General features: G+C 51.5%; 23 protein-coding genes. 10 read left to right on the forward strand and 13 right to left on the reverse strand.

Going from position 1 to position 24,964, the window contains the following annotated elements:
- Nucleotides 1-294 precede the first annotated feature (294 nt).
- The 3 genes from dnaI to FHT67_RS17770 form a co-directional block, all read right to left on the reverse strand.
- Nucleotides 295-1,251 (reverse strand): primosomal protein DnaI, encoded by a 957-nt coding sequence (dnaI, locus tag FHT67_RS17760; RefSeq protein WP_167200361.1) that lies wholly within the window; start codon nt 1,249-1,251, stop codon nt 295-297.
- 23 nt (nt 1,252-1,274) lie between these two features.
- Nucleotides 1,275-2,795: a replication initiation and membrane attachment family protein gene (locus tag FHT67_RS17765; protein WP_167200364.1), complete on the reverse strand. Its 1,521-nt coding sequence runs from the start codon at nt 2,793-2,795 to the stop codon at nt 1,275-1,277.
- Nucleotides 2,796-3,005: 210 nt separating this feature from the next.
- A complete protein-coding gene (locus FHT67_RS17770; protein WP_132307864.1) occupies nt 3,006-3,293 on the reverse strand; it encodes a YuiB family protein in 288 nt (95 codons plus the stop codon).
- A gap of 158 nt (nt 3,294-3,451) precedes the next feature.
- On the opposite strand from FHT67_RS17770, the gene hemQ reads away from it, so the two are divergent.
- A complete protein-coding gene (gene hemQ / locus FHT67_RS17775) occupies nt 3,452-4,198 on the forward strand; it encodes a hydrogen peroxide-dependent heme synthase (protein ID WP_132307866.1) in 747 nt (248 codons plus the stop codon).
- A 395-nt stretch (nt 4,199-4,593) separates the two neighbouring features.
- On the opposite strand, the gene FHT67_RS17780 is transcribed toward hemQ, so the two are convergent.
- Entirely contained in the window at nt 4,594-4,854 is a 261-nt protein-coding gene (locus tag FHT67_RS17780) for a hypothetical protein (protein ID WP_132307868.1), read from the reverse strand.
- Nucleotides 4,854-6,047, reverse strand: a complete 1,194-nt coding sequence (locus tag FHT67_RS17785) for an NAD(P)/FAD-dependent oxidoreductase (RefSeq protein WP_167200367.1) — start codon at nt 6,045-6,047, stop codon at nt 4,854-4,856. The genes FHT67_RS17780 and FHT67_RS17785 overlap by 1 nt, the downstream gene beginning before the upstream one ends.
- 356 nt (nt 6,048-6,403) lie before the next feature.
- Between FHT67_RS17785 and FHT67_RS17790 the strand changes: the two genes are divergently transcribed.
- Nucleotides 6,404-7,405, forward strand: a complete 1,002-nt coding sequence (locus FHT67_RS17790) for an NAD(P)/FAD-dependent oxidoreductase (RefSeq protein WP_167200370.1) — start codon at nt 6,404-6,406, stop codon at nt 7,403-7,405.
- A 140-nt stretch (nt 7,406-7,545) separates the two neighbouring features.
- Entirely contained in the window at nt 7,546-7,806 is a 261-nt protein-coding gene (locus FHT67_RS17795) for a hypothetical protein (RefSeq protein WP_167200373.1), read from the forward strand.
- Here the strand turns inward: FHT67_RS17795 and sda are convergent.
- The 3 genes from sda to FHT67_RS17810 all read right to left on the reverse strand — a co-directional run bounded on the left by sda (nt 7,792) and on the right by FHT67_RS17810 (nt 11,208).
- On the reverse strand, nt 7,792-7,935 hold the full coding sequence (gene sda / locus FHT67_RS17800; RefSeq protein ID WP_132307876.1) for a sporulation histidine kinase inhibitor Sda: 144 nt from the start codon (nt 7,933-7,935) through the stop codon (nt 7,792-7,794). The two genes, FHT67_RS17795 and sda, sit on opposite strands and share 15 nt — an antisense overlap.
- A 330-nt stretch (nt 7,936-8,265) precedes the next feature.
- On the reverse strand, nt 8,266-8,937 hold the full coding sequence (locus tag FHT67_RS17805) for a YheC/YheD family protein (protein WP_167200376.1): 672 nt from the start codon (nt 8,935-8,937) through the stop codon (nt 8,266-8,268).
- Nucleotides 8,938-9,048: 111 nt separating this feature from the next.
- Nucleotides 9,049-11,208: a DNA topoisomerase III gene (locus tag FHT67_RS17810; RefSeq protein WP_167200379.1), complete on the reverse strand. Its 2,160-nt coding sequence runs from the start codon at nt 11,206-11,208 to the stop codon at nt 9,049-9,051.
- Nucleotides 11,209-11,378: 170 nt separating this feature from the next.
- Here FHT67_RS17810 and FHT67_RS17815 point away from each other — a divergent pair, with 170 nt between their 5' ends.
- Nucleotides 11,379-12,536 (forward strand): metallophosphoesterase, encoded by a 1,158-nt coding sequence (locus tag FHT67_RS17815; protein ID WP_167200382.1) that lies wholly within the window; start codon nt 11,379-11,381, stop codon nt 12,534-12,536.
- Between the two features lie 87 nt (nt 12,537-12,623).
- Nucleotides 12,624-13,568, forward strand: coding sequence for a hypothetical protein (locus tag FHT67_RS17820; protein ID WP_167200385.1), 945 nt, complete (start codon nt 12,624-12,626; stop codon nt 13,566-13,568).
- Between the two features lie 24 nt (nt 13,569-13,592).
- On the opposite strand, the gene FHT67_RS17825 is transcribed toward FHT67_RS17820, so the two are convergent.
- The 4 genes from FHT67_RS17825 to FHT67_RS17840 form a co-directional block, all read right to left on the reverse strand.
- Nucleotides 13,593-15,521 carry an ABC transporter permease gene (locus tag FHT67_RS17825; RefSeq protein WP_167200388.1) on the reverse strand — a complete coding sequence of 643 codons (1,929 nt, stop codon included), beginning with the start codon at nt 15,519-15,521 and terminating at the stop codon, nt 13,593-13,595.
- A complete protein-coding gene (locus FHT67_RS17830) occupies nt 15,496-16,272 on the reverse strand; it encodes an ABC transporter ATP-binding protein (protein ID WP_167200391.1) in 777 nt (258 codons plus the stop codon). Before FHT67_RS17830 ends, FHT67_RS17825 begins: the two co-directional genes overlap by 26 nt.
- A 145-nt stretch (nt 16,273-16,417) precedes the next feature.
- Nucleotides 16,418-17,476, reverse strand: a complete 1,059-nt coding sequence (locus FHT67_RS17835) for a sensor histidine kinase (RefSeq protein ID WP_167200394.1) — start codon at nt 17,474-17,476, stop codon at nt 16,418-16,420.
- A complete protein-coding gene (locus FHT67_RS17840; protein ID WP_167200397.1) occupies nt 17,473-18,195 on the reverse strand; it encodes a response regulator transcription factor in 723 nt (240 codons plus the stop codon). The genes FHT67_RS17835 and FHT67_RS17840 overlap by 4 nt, the downstream gene beginning before the upstream one ends.
- A 248-nt stretch (nt 18,196-18,443) precedes the next feature.
- On the opposite strand from FHT67_RS17840, the gene FHT67_RS17845 reads away from it, so the two are divergent.
- From FHT67_RS17845 to pstA, 4 genes are all read left to right on the forward strand, one after another.
- Entirely contained in the window at nt 18,444-19,775 is a 1,332-nt protein-coding gene (locus FHT67_RS17845; RefSeq protein WP_132307894.1) for a TolB family protein, read from the forward strand.
- A gap of 79 nt (nt 19,776-19,854) precedes the next feature.
- Nucleotides 19,855-20,721: a phosphate ABC transporter substrate-binding protein gene (locus tag FHT67_RS17850; protein ID WP_132307896.1), complete on the forward strand. Its 867-nt coding sequence runs from the start codon at nt 19,855-19,857 to the stop codon at nt 20,719-20,721.
- 87 nt (nt 20,722-20,808) lie between these two features.
- Entirely contained in the window at nt 20,809-21,759 is a 951-nt protein-coding gene (gene pstC, locus FHT67_RS17855) for a phosphate ABC transporter permease subunit PstC (protein WP_132307898.1), read from the forward strand.
- The gene (gene pstA / locus FHT67_RS17860; protein ID WP_132307900.1) at nt 21,756-22,661 is read left to right on the forward strand and encodes a phosphate ABC transporter permease PstA; all 906 of its coding nucleotides are present in this window, start codon (nt 21,756-21,758) and stop codon (nt 22,659-22,661) included. The genes pstC and pstA overlap by 4 nt, the downstream gene beginning before the upstream one ends.
- Before the next feature lie 479 nt (nt 22,662-23,140).
- Here pstA and erpA read toward each other — a convergent pair whose 3' ends face one another.
- Entirely contained in the window at nt 23,141-23,497 is a 357-nt protein-coding gene (gene erpA / locus FHT67_RS17865) for an iron-sulfur cluster insertion protein ErpA (RefSeq protein ID WP_127495565.1), read from the reverse strand.
- 297 nt (nt 23,498-23,794) lie between these two features.
- Here erpA and mqnE point away from each other — a divergent pair, with 297 nt between their 5' ends.
- Nucleotides 23,795-24,898, forward strand: a complete 1,104-nt coding sequence (mqnE, locus tag FHT67_RS17870) for an aminofutalosine synthase MqnE (protein WP_167200400.1) — start codon at nt 23,795-23,797, stop codon at nt 24,896-24,898.
- The last annotated feature ends 66 nt before the right edge of the window (nt 24,899-24,964 follow it).

Below are 24,964 nucleotides of genomic sequence, written 5' to 3' on the forward strand. Positions count from 1 at the left end.
TTTGTTCAAATCTTTTAATTTTTCTGATTATTTTGAACGTAAGTATTGCATTCTGTTTACATCGCCTACATAATTTACTAGTAAGGTCTATTAATGGCTCACTCTGAATTTCTGCTCACCGATTCCGACTTCCATAGATGTACATCTTGAACTTTATTTTTCCAAGTATGTAACATTCTCTCACCTCCCCTGAGGAGAGTATACTATAAGTTATTAACGCGGTAAATAGTTAAAGTATGTTCATAAAAAGAGGCTGCACATTTGAACAAATGTGCAGCCTCTTTTTCGTATCACTCATTTGCGTCCCCGCTTATTCTCGCCGGTGACCATAACAACCTGAACGTACGGCTTGATCCGGTTCATGAGGCGTTCCCCTTTATACTGCTCGTCGCCGTCCTTACTGGTAAAGCTGAAGTGCCTCTCCAAGGCATCCAGCTCATAGTTGGAAGTATATAAGGTAGGCTTCCGGTTCATCCGGTAATTCAGAATCGAACCCAGAACATGGTCCCGTACCCACGGATTCAGATTCTCGGCCCCGATATCGTCAAAAATAAGCAGATCGGTTTCCTTCATCATCTCTACCGTCTCGCGAAGCTTAGCCTGGTCATGCATCATCGATTTCAAATCTTCGACGAACTCCGGCATGTAGACGATAGCTCCCGAGTAACCCGTCTTCGCAAGCTCATGAAGCAGATAACACATGAGGAACGTCTTCCCCGTGCCGAACTTGCCGGCCAGGTACAACCCTTCCTTCTGCAGCCCCTCTTCCTTCGTCTTGTCGATATACGCCAGAATCTGATAGGCTGCCTCCGTTCGCTTCGGATCGTTGAACAATATTTCATCGGCCGAATAGCCGTTATTCAGCGCGGTCTCGTCCACATAGAAGCTGCGGATCCGGTTCTTGATCTGTTCTTCGCTGCGACGCGCGAGGAACTTCTTGCAGGATACCTTCCGGTCAATCAATTGAACCTGATCATTTACCGTCTCGCAAGAAAGCAATGTATAATGGCCTTCAAAGTCATTCGGGCAATTGTTTAGTCCCGGGCAGTTCGAACAATTCCGGAATTCTTTCACGTATTGATAGACCCGGTTCATATTCATCCGAATCGCGCGTTCATTCAGCTCAGGGTGCTTGACGAACAGACGCTCAACAAGAGGGTCCGCCATAAGCTCTCCTAGTTTTTGTTCCGCTTGATCGGTCATTGCCTTGCCGCCGGGCCATGCTTTTAACATTTCACCAAGCGATTCCATCCGTTTTCACCCCGCTTTATGGTTTAACCTTTGCCGTCCAGCTTTCTGGCCAGCCTGCGCATTTGCTCCAACTTCTCCGGCGAAATCGCCGTATCGCCCGCTCCTTCATCCTGTACAATCGGAATAGACGGCTTGCGGGACGTCCCCCCGCGCGGACTGTTGCGCGATGCCCCTCTCACGCCCGGAAGACCGGCTGCCGCTCTGGCATTCCGGCGTTCCTTGTCGGCCTCCACCTCAGTCTGCTCTCTAACGTAAAGAACAGCCTTCTCGAATGTATCCACCTGCTTCACCAGCATGTTGGACACAACGGCCTCCACGAATGTTTTCGTTACGCGCTGCGCATCGTTCATGCCTATCACGTAATGAATAAGTACGTTGATTACCGGTGCGGGAAGCTTGTAATTCAGATCGATCCGCTCAAAGGATCTTTCGATCCAGTCCGGTACGGCTCCGGGGAAAAACCGCTGCAAAAACCGCGTATGCGGTTCATTCCGCATGAGCATATTATATTGCTGCACGTCGCATCTGCCCGCCAATTGGCTTGGCACAAGCATGTAATACTCTTCCTGAACCCCAAACTCGACGAGCTCTTCCTCCGTCTCGTTAGGTTGAACGGCTGCTGCCTGTACGCGGGCAAGCGTTCTTTGCCGTTCGCCTTCGCGCTTCTTATCCTGCCGGTACAGCTGGTTCGCGCGCAGCTGAATCTCGTCAACGATCAGCTCGCCATTCGAAGCGAAAATGCCGTCTTCATCCAATAGCCGGCAAATATCCGCGACGGATAGATTGTATTTGTAAGCGACATAATTGACTTGCGCGAGCTGCTCGGAATTGCCGCGCATCCGCTCTACATAACTCCGGTTCGCCGAATTGCGCGGGAAACGAAGGATGATCTCCCCGTAAGGAATGCCTGCCGTCTCAAGCTGTGCCCGAGGCGCAGCCTGACGGGTTGGCGCCACTTCCGTTAAAGCCTGCTCGAGCTCCTGATCCACCGACTGCGTGTTCAGCTGGAACAGCTCATAGAAAGGCACCGAAATATTTTCTTTGGTCAGCTGCTTCTGCGACAGCTCGTCCGGTTCTTGCGCCCCAAACGATTCGCGAAGCGAAATAACCGCGTACTTGCCGATCTTGTCCGTTAGCAGCAGCGTCAAATGCTGATTGCGGAAAAACTCCCCGGGCGTCAGCGGCTGCGACAGCTCGTATTCGTAGATGACGTCTGCCTGATCCGGCAGCCCTATCCGCGAGGTCTGCAGCAGTCCAACCGCCTCCAGGCGCGATGCCTGCTCGATTAAATATTTTCTGCCGCGCTCGTTCATATCCAGTCCAAGTCCAAGGAACAGCTTGCGCTGCGGTTCAATGGCGGAATAACCGGACGTGCCTTCGGCAATGCCATGGTACAGCTGCTGGTATAACGCAATGGCAAAGGCGCCTATCATCGGCTGATAGATAAGCGACAACATTTTATAGTCCAAGCTGCTTAGCGAAAAATCTCGAAAAATGTAGTAACGGTGATGTTCTGTGTATTGCAGTAGATTACCGATGCGCAATTGCATCTCTCCATCTCATTGGTACTTTCTATTATTCTAACATAAAAAGAAGGGCCGGGGACGAATTCAAAACTAGAAATATGAGGTGCAAGGCGGAATAGGCGCCCCTTAACCTTGACGGAGCGCGGCTTAAGGGGACACTAAACCTTTTCTTAGAATTGAAAAACGGCTCCGCGATCCCCTTCGGAATAACGAAAGCCGTTAGATGATTTAGAACATTTTGTAACCGCCGCGGCGCAGCGCGCGAATGGCCCATCCGCTGATATAAGCACCGGCTAAGGCGCCGATAACCGGAATAACATCGACATATGTAAAATCCGTAAAATTCTTCGCAAACGACTCTGAATCATTCCATGTGTACCAGATGCCGAGCGGAAGCAAAACGATGATAAAGACATAAATAGGAAACCAGGTTGTTTTGAGAAGCATGTTAAGTATAAAGCCGATGCCGAACATCATGACCAGGAACAGCACGGTGGCTACAATTAATTGAAGCATGTCCTCTTCTCCTTATGGAAAGTCTCGCTTCTCAGTTTAAATAATGGAAATAAGGAAGTCAATCGGAGATGTCCATTTGTCACAAGTCCGCCATTTGCTCTAGCCGAATTATTTACGATACAATGTTAAAAGCAATGCGACGAGAGGAGAATTTACCCATGAGTGAAGTAGCCATTACGTTAGAAGGCTGGTACGCCCTGCATGATTTCCGTTCGATGGACTGGGCGGCATGGCGACTTGCAAGCGATAAAGAACGGAGTCAGGCGCTCGACGAGCTTCAATCCTTCCTGAAGGAATGGAGCAGCGTTGACGAGAACAAGCAAGGCAGCACGGCGGTTTATTCCATTGTTGGCCAAAAGGCCGATTTCGTGTTTATGCACCTGCGCGAAACGCTGGAAGAGCTGAACGATATCGAAACCGCTTTTAACAAAACGCTGTTCGCCGAGTTCACGCAGCCGGCTCATTCGTACGTGAGCGTTGTCGAGCTTAGCAACTACGTCAATTCGCCTGGCAGCGACCCGATGCAAAATCCGGAGGTTGTGGCACGCTTGAAGCCATCCCTTCCGAAAGCGAGACATATTTGCTTCTATCCGATGAACAAACGCCGTTCGGGCAACGACAACTGGTACATGCTGAGCATGGAGGACCGCCGCGGCATGATGCGCAGCCACGGCATGATCGGACGCAAGTATGCCGGCAAGGTTAAACAGATCATCACCGGCTCCGTCGGCTTCGATGATTGGGAATGGGGCGTTACGCTGTTTGCCGACGATGCGCTTCAGTTCAAAAAGCTCGTATACGAGATGCGCTTTGACGAAGTCAGCGCGCGTTACGGCGACTTTGGCGAGTTCTTCGTAGGGAATCTGCTGACGGACGAGAAGTTTAAGTCGATGCTGTCGCTGTAATAGGTTCAAGCGAGCCTACACAGTCAAATGTTCTTCCGATCGCTGTTGTTCCCGGATTCTTTGATTAAAGGGTTGATAGGTGGTTGGAATCCGTGAACAAAGGCGAGCACTCCGTTTCTCCAGAATCATTTGAGCTGCTACGGCATCGTTAACCTATTTTTTAGATCGATAACGCCACCGGATGATTCCGGTGGCGTTATTTAGGGTGGATAAACGAAACTTACGTAACGCTATTTGTTCCAAAATGGCGGTTTGGGGACTTCTAACAAACCCTGATATCGATAGCGAAGTCGCGGGTCGGATGAACTTCCGGGCACAAAAAAGCTTTCGCCGAGGCGCAATGTCATTAAGTTAGCTTAACTTAATGACATTGTCGCCGGAGCGAAAGCTTTTTATTAATCCTCGTCGTCCTCGTCCAATAGGCCGAGACGTTTTTGCTCGAGATAGAGCTCGGTCGCACGGTCGCGCTCGCGGCCTTTCTCTTTCAGCCGCTCGATCGCGGGCAGAATGAGAATATCCACTTCTTTTTGCACCGTGTACGACAGATCGTAACGCTGCTGGGACTCGAGGAACGAGCCGACCTCCATCAACGCATTGTAGCGGTCGAGCTCATCCCGGGTTAATAATCCGCGGACCTGCACGCTTGCGTGGCGCATTACAGGAACTTCCCTTTGCGCAGCACAAGCGGAATACCGCCGATAATGAACAGATAGCGCAGGTCGATCAACTTTTTCAGCCAAGCAGCCGTACGGCCCTTGTACTTTTTGCCGAATGCGATACCGATCGCTTCGCCTTTGCCCAGCGACGCTACCGTGCCTTTGTTGCTGAAGGCAAAGGCCTTCAAAGGCTGGTTGCGGATCGAAGCAATCAGGTTATGCGCGCATACGACGCCTTGCTGCATGGCGATTTGCGCGGTTGGAGGGTATGGGCGGCCCTCCGGATTAAACATGAGGGAGTTGTCGCCGACGATGTAGATGTTCTCATGGCCGGGAGCGCGCAGGTTTTCGTCCACTTTCACGCGTCCGCGCATCGTTTCAAAGCCTGCATCCTCAATCAGACGGTTGCCGCGGATACCGCCGGTCCAAATAACCGTCTGCGATTTGATTTCTTCGCCTTCGCCAACTACGACGCCTTCCGGCGTGCACTCTTTGATCGCCGTTCCGATGCGGAACGTTACGCCCTTTTTCGTCAATACGTCCATCGCGTACTCGACGAGCTCGGGATCAAAGCCCGGAAGCGCGGTTGGCGCCGCTTCAATATTGTACATTTTCACGAGTGCCGGATCGACATCGAACTGCTTGCACAGCTCGGGGATACGGTCGGACAGCTCGCCAATGAATTCGATGCCGGTAAAGCCCGCCCCGCCTACGATAAAGGTCAGGTAGTCGGTACGGTGCGGTTCACGCTTGAAGCGCGCGAATTGATACTCGATATGCTCGCGGATCAGGCGGACAGAGTTGATGCTTCTAATATTCATTGCATATTCGCCAAGGCCGGGAATGCCAAAGGTTTCCGGCTCGCCGCCAAGACCGATGACCAGATAATCATACGAAAGAGTTCCATCCTCAAGAATAACCTTTTTGTCCTGCGGACGAATCTGCACGACTGTCGATTTCACGAAGTCGATCTTGAATTCGTCAATCAGCTTGGAGATGCTGACGCGCGCATTCTCAGGATTATCCGTTCCCGCAGCGGGCATATGCAAATGCGTTGTAATATAATGATAGTCGTGCTTATTCACCAAAGTGACGTCAGCCTCGTTATAATTAAGCTCCTTTTGCAACCGCAGCGCAGTAAGCACACCACCGTAGCCAGCTCCTAAGATGACAATTTTGGGTATGTTGCTCATCGTATGATCCCATCCATTCCTTAGCTTGTTTATGTGTCTTTTTGTTTGTGAAAAATTACACAATCCGTGCTGGATTTATATTTCTACCCCAGCGAATTGTGTCATTTTTTGGTCCGATTTATCGCTCCGATCGTACGCCTTAAATACATGCGTTTCAGTCTTATTTATCTACTGTTGACTGTCCAAATTCGGGGCCATACATACAATACATCAGAAATATTACATAGTTTTTACTTAAACTTCAAGAGCAAAATATACGAAAAACTTTAGAGCAGCATACAAATTAAATATTTCCTTCTTGGAATTGGCAGGCATATAATAGGAAGCAGATCATCAATATATTGGAGGTGCTTTCCATGTCATCCGTAGAGCAGCCGAATAACCTTGCAGATATTATCATTATTGGCGGCGGGCCTGCAGGCCTGTTTGCAGCCTTTTATGGCGGAATGCGCCAGGCATCCGTTAAAATTATCGAGAGCATGCCTCAGCTTGGCGGTCAGCTAGCAGCCCTTTATCCGGAGAAGTACATATATGACGTGGCCGGGTTTCCAAAAGTTACAGCCCAAGAGCTTGTTGATCGGTTAATTGAGCAAATCGGTCTTTTTCAGCCGGAAGTGTTATTAGAAGAAAAAGTCGTTGAAGTGAACAAACAGAGCGAACGTTTATTTGAAGTCATTACCAATAAAGCCGTACATTATGCAAAAGCCGTTATTATTACAGCCGGCGTTGGCGCATTCGAGCCGCGCAAGCTGGAGCTTCCCGAAGCGGTGCAATACGAGAAGAGCAACCTTCATTATTTCGTCGGGGATCTGAACCGGTTCAAGGGGCAAAAGGTACTGCTCACGGGCGGCGGCGATTCGGCCGTTGACTGGGCGCTGATGCTGGAGCCCATCGCGGAGTCGGTTACGCTTGTACACCGCCGCGACAAGTTCCGCGCGCATGAGCATAGCGTAGAGAATCTGATGAACTCGAAGGTTAACGTGCAGACTCCTAAAGAGATCACCTCCCTCCACGGGGACGGCAGGATCAGCCGCGTAACGCTGACGGATGTCAAAACGAAGGATCAAACCGAGATTGAAGTAGATGCGGTAATCGTCAATTACGGCTTTGTCTCCTCTCTCGGCCCGATTGCCGAATGGGGCATTGAGATTCAAGGCGGCTCCATTGTTGTGGATACGAGAATGGAGACCAGCGTCAGCGGCATTTTTGCCGCGGGAGACATTACGACCTATCCGGGCAAGCTGAAGCTGATTGCCGTTGGATTCGGAGAAGCCCCTACCGCCATTAATAACGCGAAGGTCTATATTGATCCGGACGCGAAGCTATCCCCGGGGCATAGCAGCAACATGAAGCTGTAGCACAAGGCGGAACGGCATGGCACTAACTCGAACTTAAGTTCTTGAATTTCATTGTGCTAAAATAAAAATGACAAGGGTATCCTAACGTTGGCGTTTCATTCAAGTGCAGGCAATCTGCACAAGCCAAGGAGGATACCCTTATGTTTTGTCCTGTATGCAATGGCATGCAGCCGCTGAATGCGGCCTGCTCCAATTGTGGCCAAGCGATGGAAGATTGGGGCCGAATGACAGACTGGATTGGTCCTTATGCACCTTACGTGCCACTTGAGACGGAAATGACTTCATGGAATCAATCGGCCAATAATAAAAACTGCATGCATATCGTATACTGCCCGTCCTGTGAACGGACGGTTGAGGCTGCCGTTACCGAAGTAGAAATGGATTCGTTAAACAGCGTTTGAGGCGGCAGCCTTGTTAAGCTGTCTTCGCTTCATCTCGAGCAGAAGCATTCGGATGAAGTCGTCTTCCAGTTTGTACTGAATAGCGGCAAGGTAGGTGTCTTCCAGCAGCTCGTCTGACAGCAGATCCATACCTGGACACTTCCTTTCTTCCTAAAGTTTCCTGAGCTGTCCCCATCGTAACATGCCCTTTTCCCTACAACAATGGCCCCCATTATACACATCACCTTGTGGACAGGCTGTGCATGAGATGTGAATACAAGTCGAAAAATGAGGATTTAACGCAGTGGGTTATGTGGATACTTTTATACACAGCCTTTTTTTACCAAAACGCGATAAAAAACTTTAATCGAAATTCGTTCCCCCATTAATGGAATATATTGAAATTCCGTGCATAAGCTTGTAGATTCCCCGTGAAAAAAAAACAAACCCAAATGGGTTTTATAAGCGGCCCTATTCTTCTTATCGCGGCCTCGTATTCACTTCAAAGATCCATATCTTGCCGTTCACGTCAATGCCGTAATCGAACCCTAACTGCCCAACGCCCGGAAACCTTTCCTCCAGTATTCGCGTTGACTCTACGGTCAAATCGCGCATTTTCTGCTTCTTCGCTCCCACTAGAGCCGGAGACAAGGATCGGCGAATTCCTTCTGCCGCCGTAACCATCGTGCCGCCTTGGCACAGGTTGGTTACGAACAACCCCGGCTTGGCGATTCTTCCTACCATCGAACGGTATACCCAGCCCGTTTCGGTCTTTACATACTTGACCCTGTAATCAATCGGGCGGCCGCCAACCTTGGCGAGCCGGATACCTTTCTGAATCAGATAAGGGCGATTTTTGCGTTTCTTGTCGAGTGCCGACTTAAGCGCTTCAAAGCTGGCATAAGAATGCGTTGTCGAATGGGAGGTAAAGCTATAGCCTACGCTTGTCTTCGACACCTTAATAACGCCGTGTCCGCCAGTGCCGATAACGGGCTTGATAACAACCGTTTGATGCTTGCCGAGCATGCTTCTTAAGTTGCCGGCATTGTATAGCTTCGTTGGCGGAATATGCGGGGCAATAAAAGGATCGGCGAGAAGAGCCGCCTGCTTTGCCCATTTGTCGGGGACTGGCCGGCCAAGTTGTTCTTCCATGCTATCAATCTCCTTTCCTATTAATAGCATATGAAGGAGGAACGGTTGTCTCTTGGATGATTGTCCGAGCAAAAAAGAGGGAGTGCCGCTTATTGGCACTCCCTCTTCTCGTTAGTCGTTATCTTGTTTTTTCATTGCAGCTTTCAGCGCGTCGGCGAGACTATTGGACAGCGATACATTATCGCTGTACTGCTCAATCATCTTCTTCTGCTGATGCTTGTTGATTCTTCCGCCTTGCTTGTCGCCCAGCATCTCAATAACGTTGCACGGTCTGCACTGCGCGTATTTGCCTGCCTTGCCGTTATGAATTTCCATCTTCTTATGGCATTGCGGACAGCGCTTATTGGATAGCGCAGGCTCCGCCTGGCGGCGGTAGCTGCATTCGCGGTCGGAGCAGACAAGCGATTTGCCCCGCTTGCCCTTCACTTCCATCAACAGCTTGCCGCATTCCGGGCAGCGCGAATGGGTCAAGTTATGCGGCTTGTATTCCTTCGTCTCATTCTTGACCGTCGTAACCCATTTGTCAGCCTGCTCCCGGATCCCCGCCATGAACCGCTTGGCGTCTCCTTTGCCAAGCGCGATAAGCTCAAGCTCCCGCTCCCACTTCGCCGTCAGCTCCGGGCTGCGCAGCTCGTCGACAACCAGCTCGATCAGCTGCTTGCCTTTGCTTGTCGGAACTAGACGGTTCTGGGTCCGCTCAATCGTATCGGTAGACAGCAGCTTCTCGATAATATCCGCGCGGGTAGCCGGCGTACCAAGTCCATGCTTCTCCATCTTCGAGAGCAAAGAGGCCTCCGTATAACGCGCCGGAGGGAGCGTGCGCAGCTCCTTCAGGCGGCTCTGCTTCACCGGAACGGCTTGTCCTTGGACAAGCGACGGCAGCAGCTGCTCCGGCGTACTCTTGTCCTCGCCGCGCCCGTTCTCCTCTTCATCGTCCTCGTCCGCGGCAAATCTGGCGTCGCTGCCGCCGTACAGCTCTTTCCAGCCGATATCCTTCTGGACTTTGCCTTTCGCATACAGCTTGTCTTGGCCAACCGTCAGCACGACGCTTGTCTCGTCATACGTATACGGCGGGTAAAACAACGAAATAAAGCGTCGCACGATCAGATCGTACAGCTTGCGCTCGTCATTGCCGAGAGCCGATAAATTTACGTATTCATCGGTTGGAATAATCGCATGGTGATCGCTGACCTTGCTGTCGTCCACGAAGCGTTTCGTTACGGTCAGCTGACCCCGGAGCAGCTTGCGGGCAAGCGGCGCATACGGCCCCACCGCAACGCTCTCCAAGCGTCCTTTAAGCGTTGGCACGATATCGCTCGACAAATAACGGGAGTCCGTACGCGGGTAAGTAACGAGCTTATGCTGCTCGTACAGCTTCTGCAGGACATTGGACGTCATTTTCGCCGAGAAACCGAGACGTTTGTTCGCTTCCCTCTGCAGCTCGGTCAAATCGAAAGCCTGCGGATGCGGCTCGGACTTCTGGGTTGTCCGAAGCTTGTCGACCTTGGCACTTTTCCCCTGCAGGCGTGAGACTACGGCTTCCGCTTCGCTTCTGTCCCACACTCTGCCGTCATGATTGTCGTTCTGGCGCCACAGCGCCTGGAAGGCTCCGAGATCCGCCGAAACCGTCCAATACGGCTGCGATTGGAATTGGTTAATCTCCTTCTCCCGGTCGATCAGCGCGCCAAGCGTTGGCGTCTGCACGCGGCCTGCCGCAAGCTGGGCATTGTACTTCACCGTAAGCGCCCTCGTGACGTTCAGGCCGATCAGCCAGTCCGCCTCCGCCCGGCAGACGGCCGATGCGTACAAATTGTTGTATTGCTGTCCAGGCTTAAGCGCCTTAAAGCCGTCCTTGATCGCTTTGTCCGTCTGGGACGAAATCCACAGCCGCTTGAAAGGTTTGCGCCAGTGAACCAGCTCCATAATCCACCGGGCTACCAGCTCGCCTTCCCGCCCCGCATCGGTTGCGATGATCAGCTCGCCGATATCCGGGCGCTTGCACAGCTGCGCAACCGCCTTGTATTGATGCGACGTCTCTCGCATCACCTTCAGGTTCATCTTTCCCGGAAGCAGAGGAAGGTCCTCCAGGTTCCAGGTTTTGTATTTCGGATCGTAATCCTCCGGCTCCGCAAGCGTCACCAGATGGCCAAGCGCCCAAGTGACCACGTAATTAGGGCCTTCCATATAGCTTTTATTTTTGCTGCCGCAGCCGAGAACGCGCGCAATTTCTTTTGCGACGCTTGGCTTTTCCGCAAGCACTAACGATTTCATTTCGAATCCCTCTCCCTGCCGTAAAATCATTGTACAAGTATACTAGAAAAACGGCGGCAAGACCATTGCCGGCCGCTCAATCCGCCTTATTTTACCCGGCATTTGCGGTGTGATATAGTAGGTTCACGAGTTTAACGAAACCTATATGCGACAAGTAAGGAGATGTCCAAGTGAAAGCTAGATTTATTCCCGTTATTACCGTCTTCCTCCTTGTATTTGCCCTGGTCAACTGGTACATCGGCTGGAATGGCTGGGTTTACCTGTCCACGCTGTTTGACCTCGAGCATGCCTGGCCGTATGGCATCATTCTCGGTATCCTCTCCTTCGCCTGGCTTATCGGACGGTTTGGACAGCATTCGGCTTCGCCGGTCCGGCAAGTCGCTTATTTCCTGAAATATATGGGCTCCTACTGGTTTGCCGTTATGGAATACGGCCTCCTCATTCTCCCTCTGGCGGATTTAGCCGTCTGGCTGCTGACGCTTGCTTCCGTTTCCTACAAAACAGCCGTTGCGTCCGTCGGCACGGTTACCTTCGTTCTATTGGCCTCGATCCTTGTTCGGGGAGCTTGGAACGCCTGGACTCCGATTGTCCGCCGTTATGAGCTGACCGTTCCGAAGCAGGCCGGCGCTGTCCGGAAGCTCCGGATCGGAGTTGCCTCCGATATCCATCTGGGCACGGTAGTCGGCAACAAGCATCTTGGCCGCCTCATCAGCCACATGGAAGAGATGAAGCCGGATCTGATCCTGCTGCCCGGCGACGTCATTGACGACAGCATTGATCCGTTCATCAAGCGCAATATGGCGGCTACCATGAGCAAACTTAAGGCACCGCTTGGGATCTATGCCGTGCTGGGTAATCACGAATATATCGGCGGACACATTCAAGAGTACATCGCCCAGATGAAGGCGATCGGCATTCGAGTCCTTCTGGATGAAAATATTCTTGTTCAAGACAGCTTCTACATCGTTGGACGCAAAGATCTTGCTGCGCGTCATAGCGATCCGGAAGGCCGCTTACCGATCAGCGAACTGATTGCCGGTCTGGACAAAACCCGTCCGCTAATTATGATGGATCACCAGCCATCCGATCTGGAGCAGGCTTCCGTGAACGGCATAGACTTATCCTTATCCGGTCATACCCACCGCGGGCAAATGGCGCCTAACCATCTGATCACCCGCCGGATCTTCGAGCTCGATTGGGGCTATAAGCTGAAGGGCAATCTGCACGCCATCGTATCCTCCGGCTTCGGCTCTTGGGGGCCGCCGATCCGCCTTGGCAGCCGCTCCGAGATCATTCAGATCGATCTAACGTTTCAGCCGCAGCCTTAGACCTGTGGGCAGGGAATGAAACTTATAAGTCCCCAACCTCGTATAGAGTCGCAACCATCACCCTATTCCAGGAGGGAATTCCTACTTATGACAAATTCTTTGTTTGATCGTTTGACGGAAGCCAAGGAACGCAAATACGAGCTTGAAAGAGCCATCCGCAGACAGAGTCAATTCCGCTCCCGGTTAAACCAACTGGAACGGCAGATCATCCGTCTGGAGCTTGATCTGGAAGCCGAGCAGGCCGACGTCGATAAGCTTACGCGAATGACCTTGACGAATCTGTTTCACACGCTGCTTCGGAGCAAGGACGAACAGCTCGAAATGGAGCGCCAGCAGGCGCTGGCCGCGGCGCTCAAGCTTACGGAGGCCAAGCAGGAGCTGGGCAAGTTGAAAGATGAGATTATGCAAACCGGAATGGTGATTAGCGCCAATCACAGCGCTGAGCAGGATTATAACCGGCTTCTAGCCGAGCAGGAACAATTCCTAAGAAGCATGCCAGACAAAGCCGCCGAGCTAATGGCCATGGAAAGCGAGATTGCAGCCCATCAGGTTACGGTACGCGAGTTGAATGAAGCCTTTACGGCCGGCAGAAGAGTGCTTGCCTCTCTGGAGCCGGCCATCGAAAGCCTCGACAAAGCCATCAACTGGGGCAACTGGGATACGTGGGGCAACGGCGGACTTATTTCTACCCATATTAAACACGAGCATATTGACGATGCCAAGTCCTCTATCGCGGCAGCCAACCATGAGCTGAAGAGCTTCCGGGATGAGCTGGCGGACCTGAAGCGCAGTCTCGATATCCAATTCGATATCAGCGGCCTGCTGAAGTTCGGAGACTATTGGTTCGACGGGCTGATCACGGACTGGATCGTGCAGAAGAGGATCAAGGAGACGCAGGACCGCACCTGCGAAGCCGCGCATGAGGTCAGGACGGTAGTTAAAAAGCTGCAGGCGGAATATACAACCGCAGAGACGGCGCTCAGCGGATTAAAGACAAAACGGATCTCATGGCTGGAACAGCAGCAAGCATGAGAAAAGAAAAAAACGGCCGGCGCGTTAAGCGCTGGCCGTTCCTCTATTCAATCCTTTGGAATAACTCATGCTTGCGAGCAGGAAGTAAATCGTCTGCATAACGACAAAGATGCCGATAATCACAAACGAATACAGCCATACGCTGGATCCCATCAATCCGTCCAGCGCCTTCATCGCGAACAGCGCATGGATGGTGCCAACCAGACAAGGCAGATAGAATATAATGCCAATCTGGGTCACCGTTATTTTCCGAATCTCCTGCCTTGTCATTCCGATCCGTTTCAACGCGTTGAACTGCGCCTGATCCTCCTGCAGCTCCGTAAACATCTTGAAGTAAATCAAGCTGCCCGATGCGATAAAGAACAGCAGACTGATAAACAAGCCGATAAACAGCGTAAGCTGGCTTGTTTCCTTCATATTGGCAAAGTTATCCGCGCGATTGCGATTGACCTGCCCTTCGAGGTCTTCCCGAATTTGCAGCTTCTTAATCGCCGGACCCGCGCTTTCCCAATCCTTCACTTCATAGCCGTACCAGACAAGCTGCTCGTTTTCCGGTACATTTGCAAGAAGCTTCTTATACTCCCCGTCCTCCACAATAATCGTCATCCAGTTGAAATCGGTCTGATTCATGACACTGTCGGAAAGGGTTACCGATACGGCATAATCAATCGCTTTCCCCTGCACAGTGCCCTGAATCCGTTCAATAGGAGGGCTGAACGATCCCGGCAGCGCCGCCGTACCCGGCTTAAGATGAATCGTCTTCTTCCCTTGCGCTTTCGCCAGACGGTTATAATCCGACTCCGAGATCATCATGGTGTCCGGGTTATAATCGATATTGTTCCCGTTGCTCCGCGTCAGCTTAATATGAGTTACGCTGGCTCCGTTCACAATCTTTGCATCGGTAACGGGATGGCCGGCTTCGCGAAGATGCGTCTTCAGCTCTTCCGGATCAATCACCTCATGGCTTTGGAGACCCTTCTCCATCACCGCAACCGCATAAGGATAGAACTGGTAAATCTGCTGTTTCGCGCTTACCTGCATCAAATAAAACGTTCCGGAGGCAGTCAGAATAACCGCGCTCATAATCGAGACCATAAACAGAATCCGCGCGTTATCCTTCAGCTTGTAGCCAAGCTGCGACAGAACCACCATATTCGTACGGTTATAAAAGAACGAATGGCGCCTCTGCAGGAAACGGATCAGCAGCACGCTGAACTGCGTGAACAGGAAATAAGTTCCCACCGTCACCGTTACGAGGATAAGCAGGGCCATATAAAAGAAATTAAAGGGATTCAACACAACCGCCATCGTGTATCCCGCGCCAAGGGATACAAGCGCCAGTGCTACAAGCCAAGGCGAGAACAGCAGCATGCCTTTGGGCTTGCGGCCGGCCTTGAAGAGCTCCACCAGCTCGGCTTTGCCGATCCGGAGGGAAGTAAGAACGGCAATCGCGACAAACAGGACAAAGAACCCAAGACCGGTCATTCCAACCGCCTTCAGCGGAGCGGCAAACGGTATCGGGTCCGTTACCTTCAGAAACACCGACAGGGCCATAAAGAACAGCTTGCTGAACAGCATCCCAAGCCCGATTCCAACGCCGATGGACAGAATAGCCAGGGCAATGCTTTCATAAATAACGAGCTTTCTCAGCTGTGCTTTGGTCATCCCGAATAAGGATAACAAGCCAAACTCCTGCTTGCGCGTTTTAAGGAAAGCCGAGTTGGAATACAGAACAAACAGAAAGGAGAAGATTCCGATAATGTAAAGGCAGAAAAGCATCCCTCTTCTTACCTTTGCCGCCTGTTCAATATGTCCGTTTACGACATCCGGATGAAAAATAAACGATGAATACATATAGAAGATCAGTACGGAAAATACGCAGCTTAGGAAAAAGGCGCTGTACGAACGCCAGTTTCCCTTCATATTGCTAAGCGCGAGCGAACGGAACGTCATCGAAATTACCTCCCAGTACACTCAAAGAATCCAGAATCTGCTGGAAGAACGCCTGGCGGTTCGTACCTCTCCGGATTTCGCTGAACAGCTTGCCGTCCTTAATGAAGACGATGCGTTTGCAATAGCTTGCCGAGAACGGATCATGCGTAACCATCAGAACCGTTGCGCCAAGGCGCTCATTCATATCCTTGAGCGCGTCCATAACATCCTTCGCCGCTTTGGAATCGAGGTTGCCGGTGAGCTCGTCGGCAAGCACCAGCGCAGGCTGGTGAATGATTGCCCGGGCAATAGCGGCGCGCTGCTTCTGTCCGCCGGACACCTCGTACGTCCGCTTGTCCAGGATACTGTCGATATTCAGCATAATCGCCAGCGGCTTCAGCTTCTCTTCGATAACGCGCGGCGCTGCGCCTTCAAGCACAAGCGGTAAAATAATATTTTCCTTAATCGTCATCGTATCAAGCAGGTTAAAGTCCTGAAACACGAAGCCCAGCTCTCTGCGGCGGAACAGCGCCAGCTTCTTGTCGCTCAGCTTGCCAGGCTGTACGCCGTTGATTTCCAGCTCGCCGGATGTCGGACGGTCAATCGTAGCGAGCAGGTTGAGAAGCGTTGTTTTCCCGCTGCCCGAAGGGCCCATGACGCCAACAAACTCTCCCGCTTCAATGTTAAGATCGATATCCTCAAGCGCCCGATAGGACATATTCCCTTTTGAATGATAGATCTTTCCAATCCCTTTCGTACGCAATACACTCATCGTAACAGCCTCCCCAAGACTTGCTCATTTGTTTTGATTATGGACTCAGTATAGCTCCATCCGCCCTTATCAACCCATCGATTTACCTTTCAATTGGAGGCTATGAATCTTACGATTTTGTCATGTTTCGCTCGCATCGGCGAACTTAACGCAACAAATGGATCCCTTCGGGGCGGAACACAACCGTAACCTTCGTACCGGAACCAACCTCTGATTCGGCATACAGCTCGTGACCGAGACGGCCGCATACCTGCTTGGCCAAATAAAGCCCCATCCCCGTTGACTCCTCAACCGAACGGCCATTCTCTCCGGTGAAAAACGGGTCAAAAACCCTTGGCAGATCATGCGCCTCGATTCCGATTCCTTCATCTATAACAGACATCCTGACGGCGCTTAAATCCGGCTCCTGCTCGATGCTGACTATCAGCTTCTTTGAGCCCGGCTTGCGCTTCGAGTATTTGATCGCATTGCCGATCAGCTGATTCAAAATAAACGTCAGCCATTTCTCATCGGTCTCCACAACCGCCTCTCCGTCTATTCTCGGATATATAGCATGCCGTATGCAGAGCTGCTTGTGGGCGTTTATTACGCTGCGGGCCGCTTCGTGAAGCGCCACCGAACGGGGATGCAGATCAAATTCGATTTTGTCGAGCCTCGCCGTATGCAGCATCATATCGAGCCCTCTTGTCATCCTGCCGGTCTCCTCGCGGATGCTTTGCAGTCTTTCGGAATGGGCGGGCGGAACATCCCGCTCCTGCAGCGCTTCCTGGACAAGCAGATCAATGACCGAGACGGGAGTCTTCATATGGTGAACCCATTGCAGAACGAAATGATTATGCTGCTCCTGCTGCCGGCGGTACTGACTGAGATCCGTCAAATAGGCGCCGTATTGCGCAGCCAACAGCTTCTGCACGGCAAGCTGCTCTTTGGTGACGCCGGAGGTTACCACCATCGAAGCATTGAGCTCCGTTCCGTGTTCAATCGCATCCTGAAGCTGCTTGTAATAGCCGCGCTGACGAAGGTAGTCAACGGCCAGTCCAATAATCAGCAGGAAAACCGCAAGCTCGGCGTAATAATAGACAAGCCCCGCGTCCGCTCTCTCGTAACGAAGCTTATCGAGAGAAAACATCGCGCACGCCATGAAGGAGCCTGTCAGGTAGGTTGCGATCAGAACTTTCCGATCCCAAAGATAAGCACGGATCATGCTTTGGCCTCCTGCAGCGCTTCGGCGCTCAGCCGGTAGCCTTGTCCCCGGACCGTCTCAATCGCTTTTAGAATGCCGATCTCTTCGAGCTTCTTGCGCAGCCGGGTGACATTAACGGTTAACGTATTGTCGTCCACAAACTGAACATCATCCCATAATGCCTCAAGCAGCTGCTCCCTTGCCACAATCTCATCGGGCCTCTTCATGAAAGCCTCGGCCAGCAGCCGTTCGTTCTTCGTCAGCTCCGTCCGCTCTCCCTGCCATTCCAGCTCGTTGCGGCTAAGATTAAGGCGCAGTCCCTTCAATTCGATCTCGGCGGATGCCGCCGCCGAAGCGGCCGAAGCCGCGGCATATTCCCCGTATGCCCGGCGCAAAGCTCCCTTTACCTTCGCGAGCAGCAGATCCAGATGAATAGGCTTCGAAAGATAGTCGTCTCCGCCATTTTCAATAGCCATCACCTGATCCATCTCTCCTTCGCGGGCTGAGATAAACAGAATCGGGACGTTAGACCTTGTCCGGATTTGCCTGCACCAATAAAAGCCGTCGAAATACGGCAGATTGATGTCGAGCAGAACCAGATGCGGATCATACGACGCAAACTCCGCCAGCAAATCCTTGAAGTCAGCAGCCCTCTTCGCTTCAAATCCGTATTTCTCCATGGTTGATTTCAGTATTGCTCCTATTTTGTCATCGTCTTCGATGATGAATATCCGATACATGCCGGCATTCCTCCCCATTGTCATTTTAGGATAGCAATTTCGCCAGTCCCATTCAACCTAGGTCTTTCTTCACAAAATCATTACAATTTCTAAATAATGGGATAATATTCCGCTGTTAGACTAGCTATGAAATCGAAATAGTTCCGACGCGGCTTGACGGGGGGAAAAATCAAGGCCATTCATACATACCGGCGTAGTGCCGTCGGACCTAGCAATTATTCGAAAATAAGAAAGGTGACGAACTTCAAATGAAAAAAGCAGTAGTCATTTCCGTGCTCGCTACAGCAATTGGAGCAGCAGCTGTTACACCCGTAATGGCGCAATCGGCCGTACAAACGGCACAAGCGGTTCAAATCGGTTCCATTACCGTTTCCATCAACGGCAACTCTGTCGCAATCCGCACGATTGACGCGCAAGGCGTAACGCTCGCATCCGTTCGCGACCTGGCGAAAGCTCTTGAAGCTTCCCTGAATGTTTCGGGCAGCACAATTACCGTTCAATTGAACCACAATGTCGTTAAGCTGAGCGATGCCGTGACTGTAAACGGCACAGCATTCGTTGAACCGGTAAGCTTCCTTGGCAAACTGGGCGCAGGCTACTCCAACGGCAACATCACTTCGATCAAATTCCTCGAGAATGTCGATCAAGTGACTTGGGTAAACGCTTCGAAGCTGATCGCGTCGATCACTGGCGAGAACGGCCGCGAGGATTATCTGGTTGACGCTGCGACAGGCAAAAATGAACTGCTGCTTACTTCGTCCGATACCTCCGAGCTGATCGTGTCCCCGGACGGTTCGAAAGCCGCTTATTCCGAAGAAGACGGTACGGTTAACGTCATTGATCTGAGCACGAAACAATCGACAAAAGTAAGCACGGATACTTCGATCAAAAACGAAATGGTATTCTCGGCTGACGGCAGCTCGATCTTCTTCTTCCAAGGCGACAAAAACTCCGTTATCTGCAAGCTCAGCCTGGCTGACGGCAGCGTAACAAAAATTCTGGAAGACAAAGTCGACTACAAAGCTAACCTTACGGTATCCGCTGACGGCACTAAAGTGGCTTACTTCCAAATCAAACAGCCTGTTGTTAAAAACGACGCCACGGACGTAAGCAAGGATGACGTCACGATCGACCCAACAGGTACGGAAACGCAAGCTTTCTTCTACGACTCGGCTAAAGGCGACAATAAACCGGTTCAGCTGACGAAGGATGCAAGCGACAAGGCGTTCCTGGAACTGTCCGCTGACGGCTCCAAGGTTTACTACGTAAGCATCGGCGAGGATAACGTTGGCAGCGTTGCCTCGGTAAACACGGCTTCTCTTGAAGCGGCAAACGTCTACAACGCAGAAGACGTGTACCAATTGAACCAAGCTGACGGCAAATTGATCGTCTTGACTGCAAAAGGCGATGCAAACAGCATCAGCGCCATCGATCCTGCAACTGGGACGGCAAGCAAGCTGTACGGCGTATCGGATGCGGTATCCGAGCTGATCGTATCGGGCAAAGGCGATATCGCCGCAATCAGCAACGACCAGCTGGCTGTTCCGGTTAACGGCAATTTCACAACGATTACCCGCTAATCGATCCACAAGCACAACTATTTTAGCTAATGCATACGAAGCGTGAAGGCTTCACATTCATTTAGGAGGAATAATGAAAATGAAACTGAAATGGCTTAAAGCGGCTACGGTAGCCGCTCTTATCGCAACCATCGGCTTTGGCTCCGTTCAAGCCCCTACCAAGACGGAAGCAGCTAGCAAGCTGTCCGGCAAAATCGTCATCAATGGCTCTTCCGCTCTTCTCCCGCTTACTCTTCAAGCGGCTAACGAATTCAAAAAGCTGAATCCGAAGGTTAAAATCTCCGCTTCGGCAGCCGGTTCCATCACGGGTCCTCAATCCGTGCGCAAAGGCATCGCCGATATCGGCGCGGTTGACTGGGATGCTACAAAAGCGGTTCCCGGCTTCGAAGCTTTTACGGGCCAAGTCGCTAACAAAGTAGCGGTTACTCCATTCGCTGCCGTAGTAAACAAAAGCGTTACGGCAACCAACCTGACTACAAAACAGCTGCAAGACATTTTCTCCGGCAAAGTAACGAACTGGAAAGAAGTTGGCGGCAAAGATGCGGATATCATCGTCGTTAACCGCGCATTTGGTTCCGGCACCCGCGTTAACTTCCAACAAAAAGCGCTGAACGGTACGGACTTCATGACAAAAGGCTCCAACTACAAAGAAGTTAAAACAAGCGGCGACATGAAAACAGCCGTTGAGTCGACTCCTGGCGCTATCGGTTACCTCGACTTCGCTTACATCACGACAAAAATGACCGGCGTAAGCATCAACGGTGTTGCTCCTACTGTAGACAACGTGATCAACGGCAAATACAAAGTTTGGGGCTATGGCTACTACATGACGAAAGGCCAACCTACAGGCGTTGTTAAAGAATTCATCAAATACGTGCAAAGCGCCAAGTTCCAAAACGGTTCGCTGAAAAAGCTGAAATTCATCCCGCTTTCCGCAATGAAATAATCCTAGTCAATCGAATATAGGTAACGGCGGCCGTCTTTCGCGAAGCGACAGGCGGCTGCTTGCTACCGAAGGAGCCGATCAATCACTATGTTAGATACTTCATCCACTGCGGGCCAGATCGATCTGGGCGGCAGTCTTTTGACGGGAAGCGGCAAGCCGTTTGACCGCAGGAAACGCCTGTTTGTGATGAACCGCCTGTTCCGTTACGTTTGTATTGCCTGCGCCGGTTTTGTGTGTCTGATCCTTTTCCTTATCCTTGCGCTTATGTTCCGCACCGGCGTATTGACCTTTGGCGACGTATCCTTCTCCGAATTTTTCCTGTCCACGGAATGGAGTCCGGAGACCGAGCAATACGGCGGATTGTTATTCATTTTCGGCACGTTTGCCCTCACTTTGCTGACTTTGATCATTTCCGTTCCGCTCTCGCTCCTGATCGCGGTCTTTCTGTCGACCTTCGTACCGGCATGGCTGAAAAATACGCTTCGTCCGGTCATGGACCTGCTCGTCGGCATTCCGTCGGTTGTTTACGGTTATCTGGGTCTCACTGTTCTTATTCCCCTAATCCGGGACGTTACCGGTACGGGCATGGGCGACGGCTTGCTTGCCGCGTCTCTCGTATTGACCATCATGGTCCTGCCGACGATCAGCCGGATCAGCGATGACTCCATTACCGCCGTACCGAAGAAATACAGCGATGCGTCCTATGCCCTTGGCGCTACCCGTTTCCAAACGGTCGTAAAGGTGCTTATTCCTTCCGCACGCAGCGGTATCCTGTATGCCGTTATTCTTGGCATGGCCCGCGCAATCGGCGAAACCATGGCGGTTGTTATGGTTATCGGCAATACCCCGCAAATCGCGGACAGCCTGCTTAAGCCTACCTCGGTATTAACGAGTAATATCGTTATGCAGATTGCCAACGTTCCGTTCGACTCCACTTGGAACTATGCGCTGTATCTGATGGGCTTCCTGCTGCTTGCCATCTCGCTTCTGATGATCGTAGGCGTACGCTGGCTGCAACGGAGAGGAGTACAATCATGAGCAACGTAAACACCGCAGTAAACGCAACGAATCCTTTCCGCGGCAAAAGAGGAATCAACAGCTTTAATAACCGTCTGTTTACGATTCTGGTCTGGACCGTTGGCATCGCCATCGTTCTCTTTATTCTCGGCCTCCTGTTCCTCATACTGAAGGACGGCCTGCCGAAGCTCTCCTGGAACTTCCTGTTCGGCCTGCCAAGCGAGATTGAAGAAGGCGGCGGTATCGGCCCTGCTCTTCTGAACTCCTTCTATATCCTGTTCCTGTCGCTTGTGATCGCTATTCCGCTGGGGATGGCGGCAGGCATTTATCTCGCCGAATTTGCGCCGGATAACAAGCTGATCTCGTTTGTGAGGATTTGCGTAGAGGGTCTCGCTTCCGTCCCTTCAATCATCTTCGGATTGTTTGGCATCGCCCTGTTCGTGGAAATGTTCCAGCTTGGCCTGACGATTCTCGGCGGTGCTGTCAGCCTGGCGTTCTTGAACCTGCCGGTTCTGACCCGCGTAACGGAGGAGTCCATCCGTGCCGTGCCGAAGGAACTGAAAAATGCTTCCTTTGCGCTGGGGGCTACACATTTACAGACGATCGTTCGCGTCTTGATCCCTGCGGCCATGAACGGAATTATTACCGGGATCTGTCTTGTCGCTGGCCGCGCATTCGGTGAAAGCGCCGTTATTATCCTGACGGCCGGCGTTACGACCTCCGGCGAAATGTGGGATTTCAGCCTCTTCTCGCCGGGCGAGACGCTTGCCGTTCACCTGTGGTATGTCCAGTCCGAGGCTATCGTTCCGGACGCCCAGGATATCGCCCAGAAGTCGGCGGCGGTACTCGTGTTCTTCGTTCTGCTCATCAACCTGGTGTTCCGTATTCCTCTTTGGATGAATTCTCGTAAGATGCAGAGGTAAGCGGAGGTCACTACCTAAGTAAATGCTCCTTCGACCGCTGTTGCTCGCGATTTCTTTGATTATATTTTAAGGTAGGAATCCCCGAGCAAAGGCGGGCACTTCGTTTCTCAAGAGCATTCACTTCCTCCGTTCCTCGGCCGACTTCTTTTTTTTAACAAAAAACCGGCGTCCGCTAAATGGGACGCCGGTTTGGTTTAGGCTAGACAGGTTGTGTTAGCAACCTGTCTAATTGGTCACAAAAGGCTGGCTGAGCCTGGCCTTTTGCGAACGCTTTTGTTTGGGTGCTGTGCGCCGTACAGGCGGAGCAAAAGAATGTTCTGGAGAAACGGAGTGCTCGCTTTTGTTCCCGGAATCGTACCTTGTACGGTTCATTCATAGATTCCGGGAACAATGGCGATTGGAAGAACATTCTTTTGCGGAGCCTGCATACTGGCGAATCCCCAACAAAAAAGCTGAGCACAGGCGTGCTCAGCCCAATATCAGCAGTCGCTATCCGGCTTGCCAGCCGCCGCAGCGGTACGGAAGCTCGAGCCGCAGCCGCAAGTAGCGGTTGCGTTCGGGTTCTCGATCGTAAAGCCGCCGCCCATGGCCGACTCTTTCCAATCGATGATAAGACCGTATAGGTACTTCAAGCTTTCGTCGTCTACGACCACTTTCAGGTCCGCGACTTCCATCGACTTGTCGTTCTCGTTCTCTTCATCGTCGAAGCCCATGCCGTAGGAGAAGCCCGTGCAGCCGCCTTCCTTCACGCCAATGCGCAGGAACAGCCCGGGAGTGCCTTCCTCCTCAAGCATTTCTTTAATTTTGTCAGATGCCGATTCACTAATCGTGATCATGCTTCTTCCCTCCTCTATATAAATAAAAATAAATGTACCGTTATAGTTACAGTATACTCCTCTTCCTCCGCTTCCTCAAGAGATGAGAGCCTTCCTATTGGAACGAGTTGAAGACTTTAGGTGTTGCCGCCTTTTGCGTACGGGTTTATAATAATGGAAGCTTTCTTAATCGGATGAGCAAGTTATTTTTTTCACAAAGGCATAGCCTGAATTTATTCCACTCTTCCTTGAACGGTAAATGGCAGCATGCCGCAGCACCACACCTAACTAACTTTTGAGAAAAAGGAGGTTGCCAAGATGAACATCGCCATTCCATCTGATAATAAGCAAATGCAGTCGATTATCGACAAAGTCCGAAACGGGGAACGCCTTACGCTTGAAGACGGTGTATTCCTGTATCAATCGGATGATCTGCTTACGATTGGGCAACTAGCTAATGAAGTTAACCTTCGCAAGAACGGGAAAAAAGTTTATTTTATCGAAAACATGAGCTTGTACTTTACGAACGTCTGCGAAGCGCATTGCGCATTCTGCAATTTCCGCAAAGACGAAGGCGCTCCGGGCGCTTACACCTTATCCGGTCAAGAAATGATTGAATACGTAGAGCAGCACTTCCATCCCGGTGTACGAGAATTCCATATTGTAGGCGGGCATAACCCGCATGTTCCGTTCCAATATTACGTCGATTCCCTGAAGGCCTTAAACGAGCGCTTCCCCGAAGTAACGCTTAAAGCCTACACCGCTGCGGAAATCGACTTTTTCTCGCGTATTAGCGGCTTAAGCTACAAGGAAGTACTGGAAGAGCTTATGAAGGTCGGCCTCAAATCGCTGACCGGCGGGGGCGCAGAAATATTATCCGATCATTACCGCAAAAAAATGCGCGTCGATAAAGCCGACGTCAGCCAATATTTAGAGGTGCACCGCACCGCTCATAATCTTGGCATGCGCACGCATACGACCATGCTGTACGGCTCGATCGAATCGCATGAGGACCGCATCCGTCACATGATACAGATCCGCGAGCTTCAAGACGAAACGAACGGATTCCAGGTATTCATTCCTTTGTCGATGCAGCCGATTAATCCGAAAGCAGGCATCCGCCGCCGCAACTCGGCCTTCGAGGATTTGAAGACGATCGCGATCAGCCGCCTGATGCTGGACAACATTCAGCATATTAAAGCTTACTTCATCAACATCGGCACGCAGCTGACCCAGGTCGCGCTGACGATGGGCGCATCCGACGCTCACGGCACCATTGTAAAAGAAAAAATCAGCCATGCGGCGGGCGCTCTTACGCCGGAAGGCATTACGCGCGAGGACCTCTTATGGCTCATTAAAGGAGCCGGACGTATCCCAGTGGAGAGAGATACGTTCTATAACGAAATTAAAGTATATGAGTAATCACGCGGCTAGACGCACATATTAGGCACACACAAGTCATTCATCATTTTGGAGTTGGGTAGGGAA

The sequence above is a fragment of the Paenibacillus sp. BK720 genome (assembly GCF_011761545.1).
Classification (GTDB): Bacteria; Bacillota; Bacilli; order Paenibacillales; family Paenibacillaceae; genus Pristimantibacillus.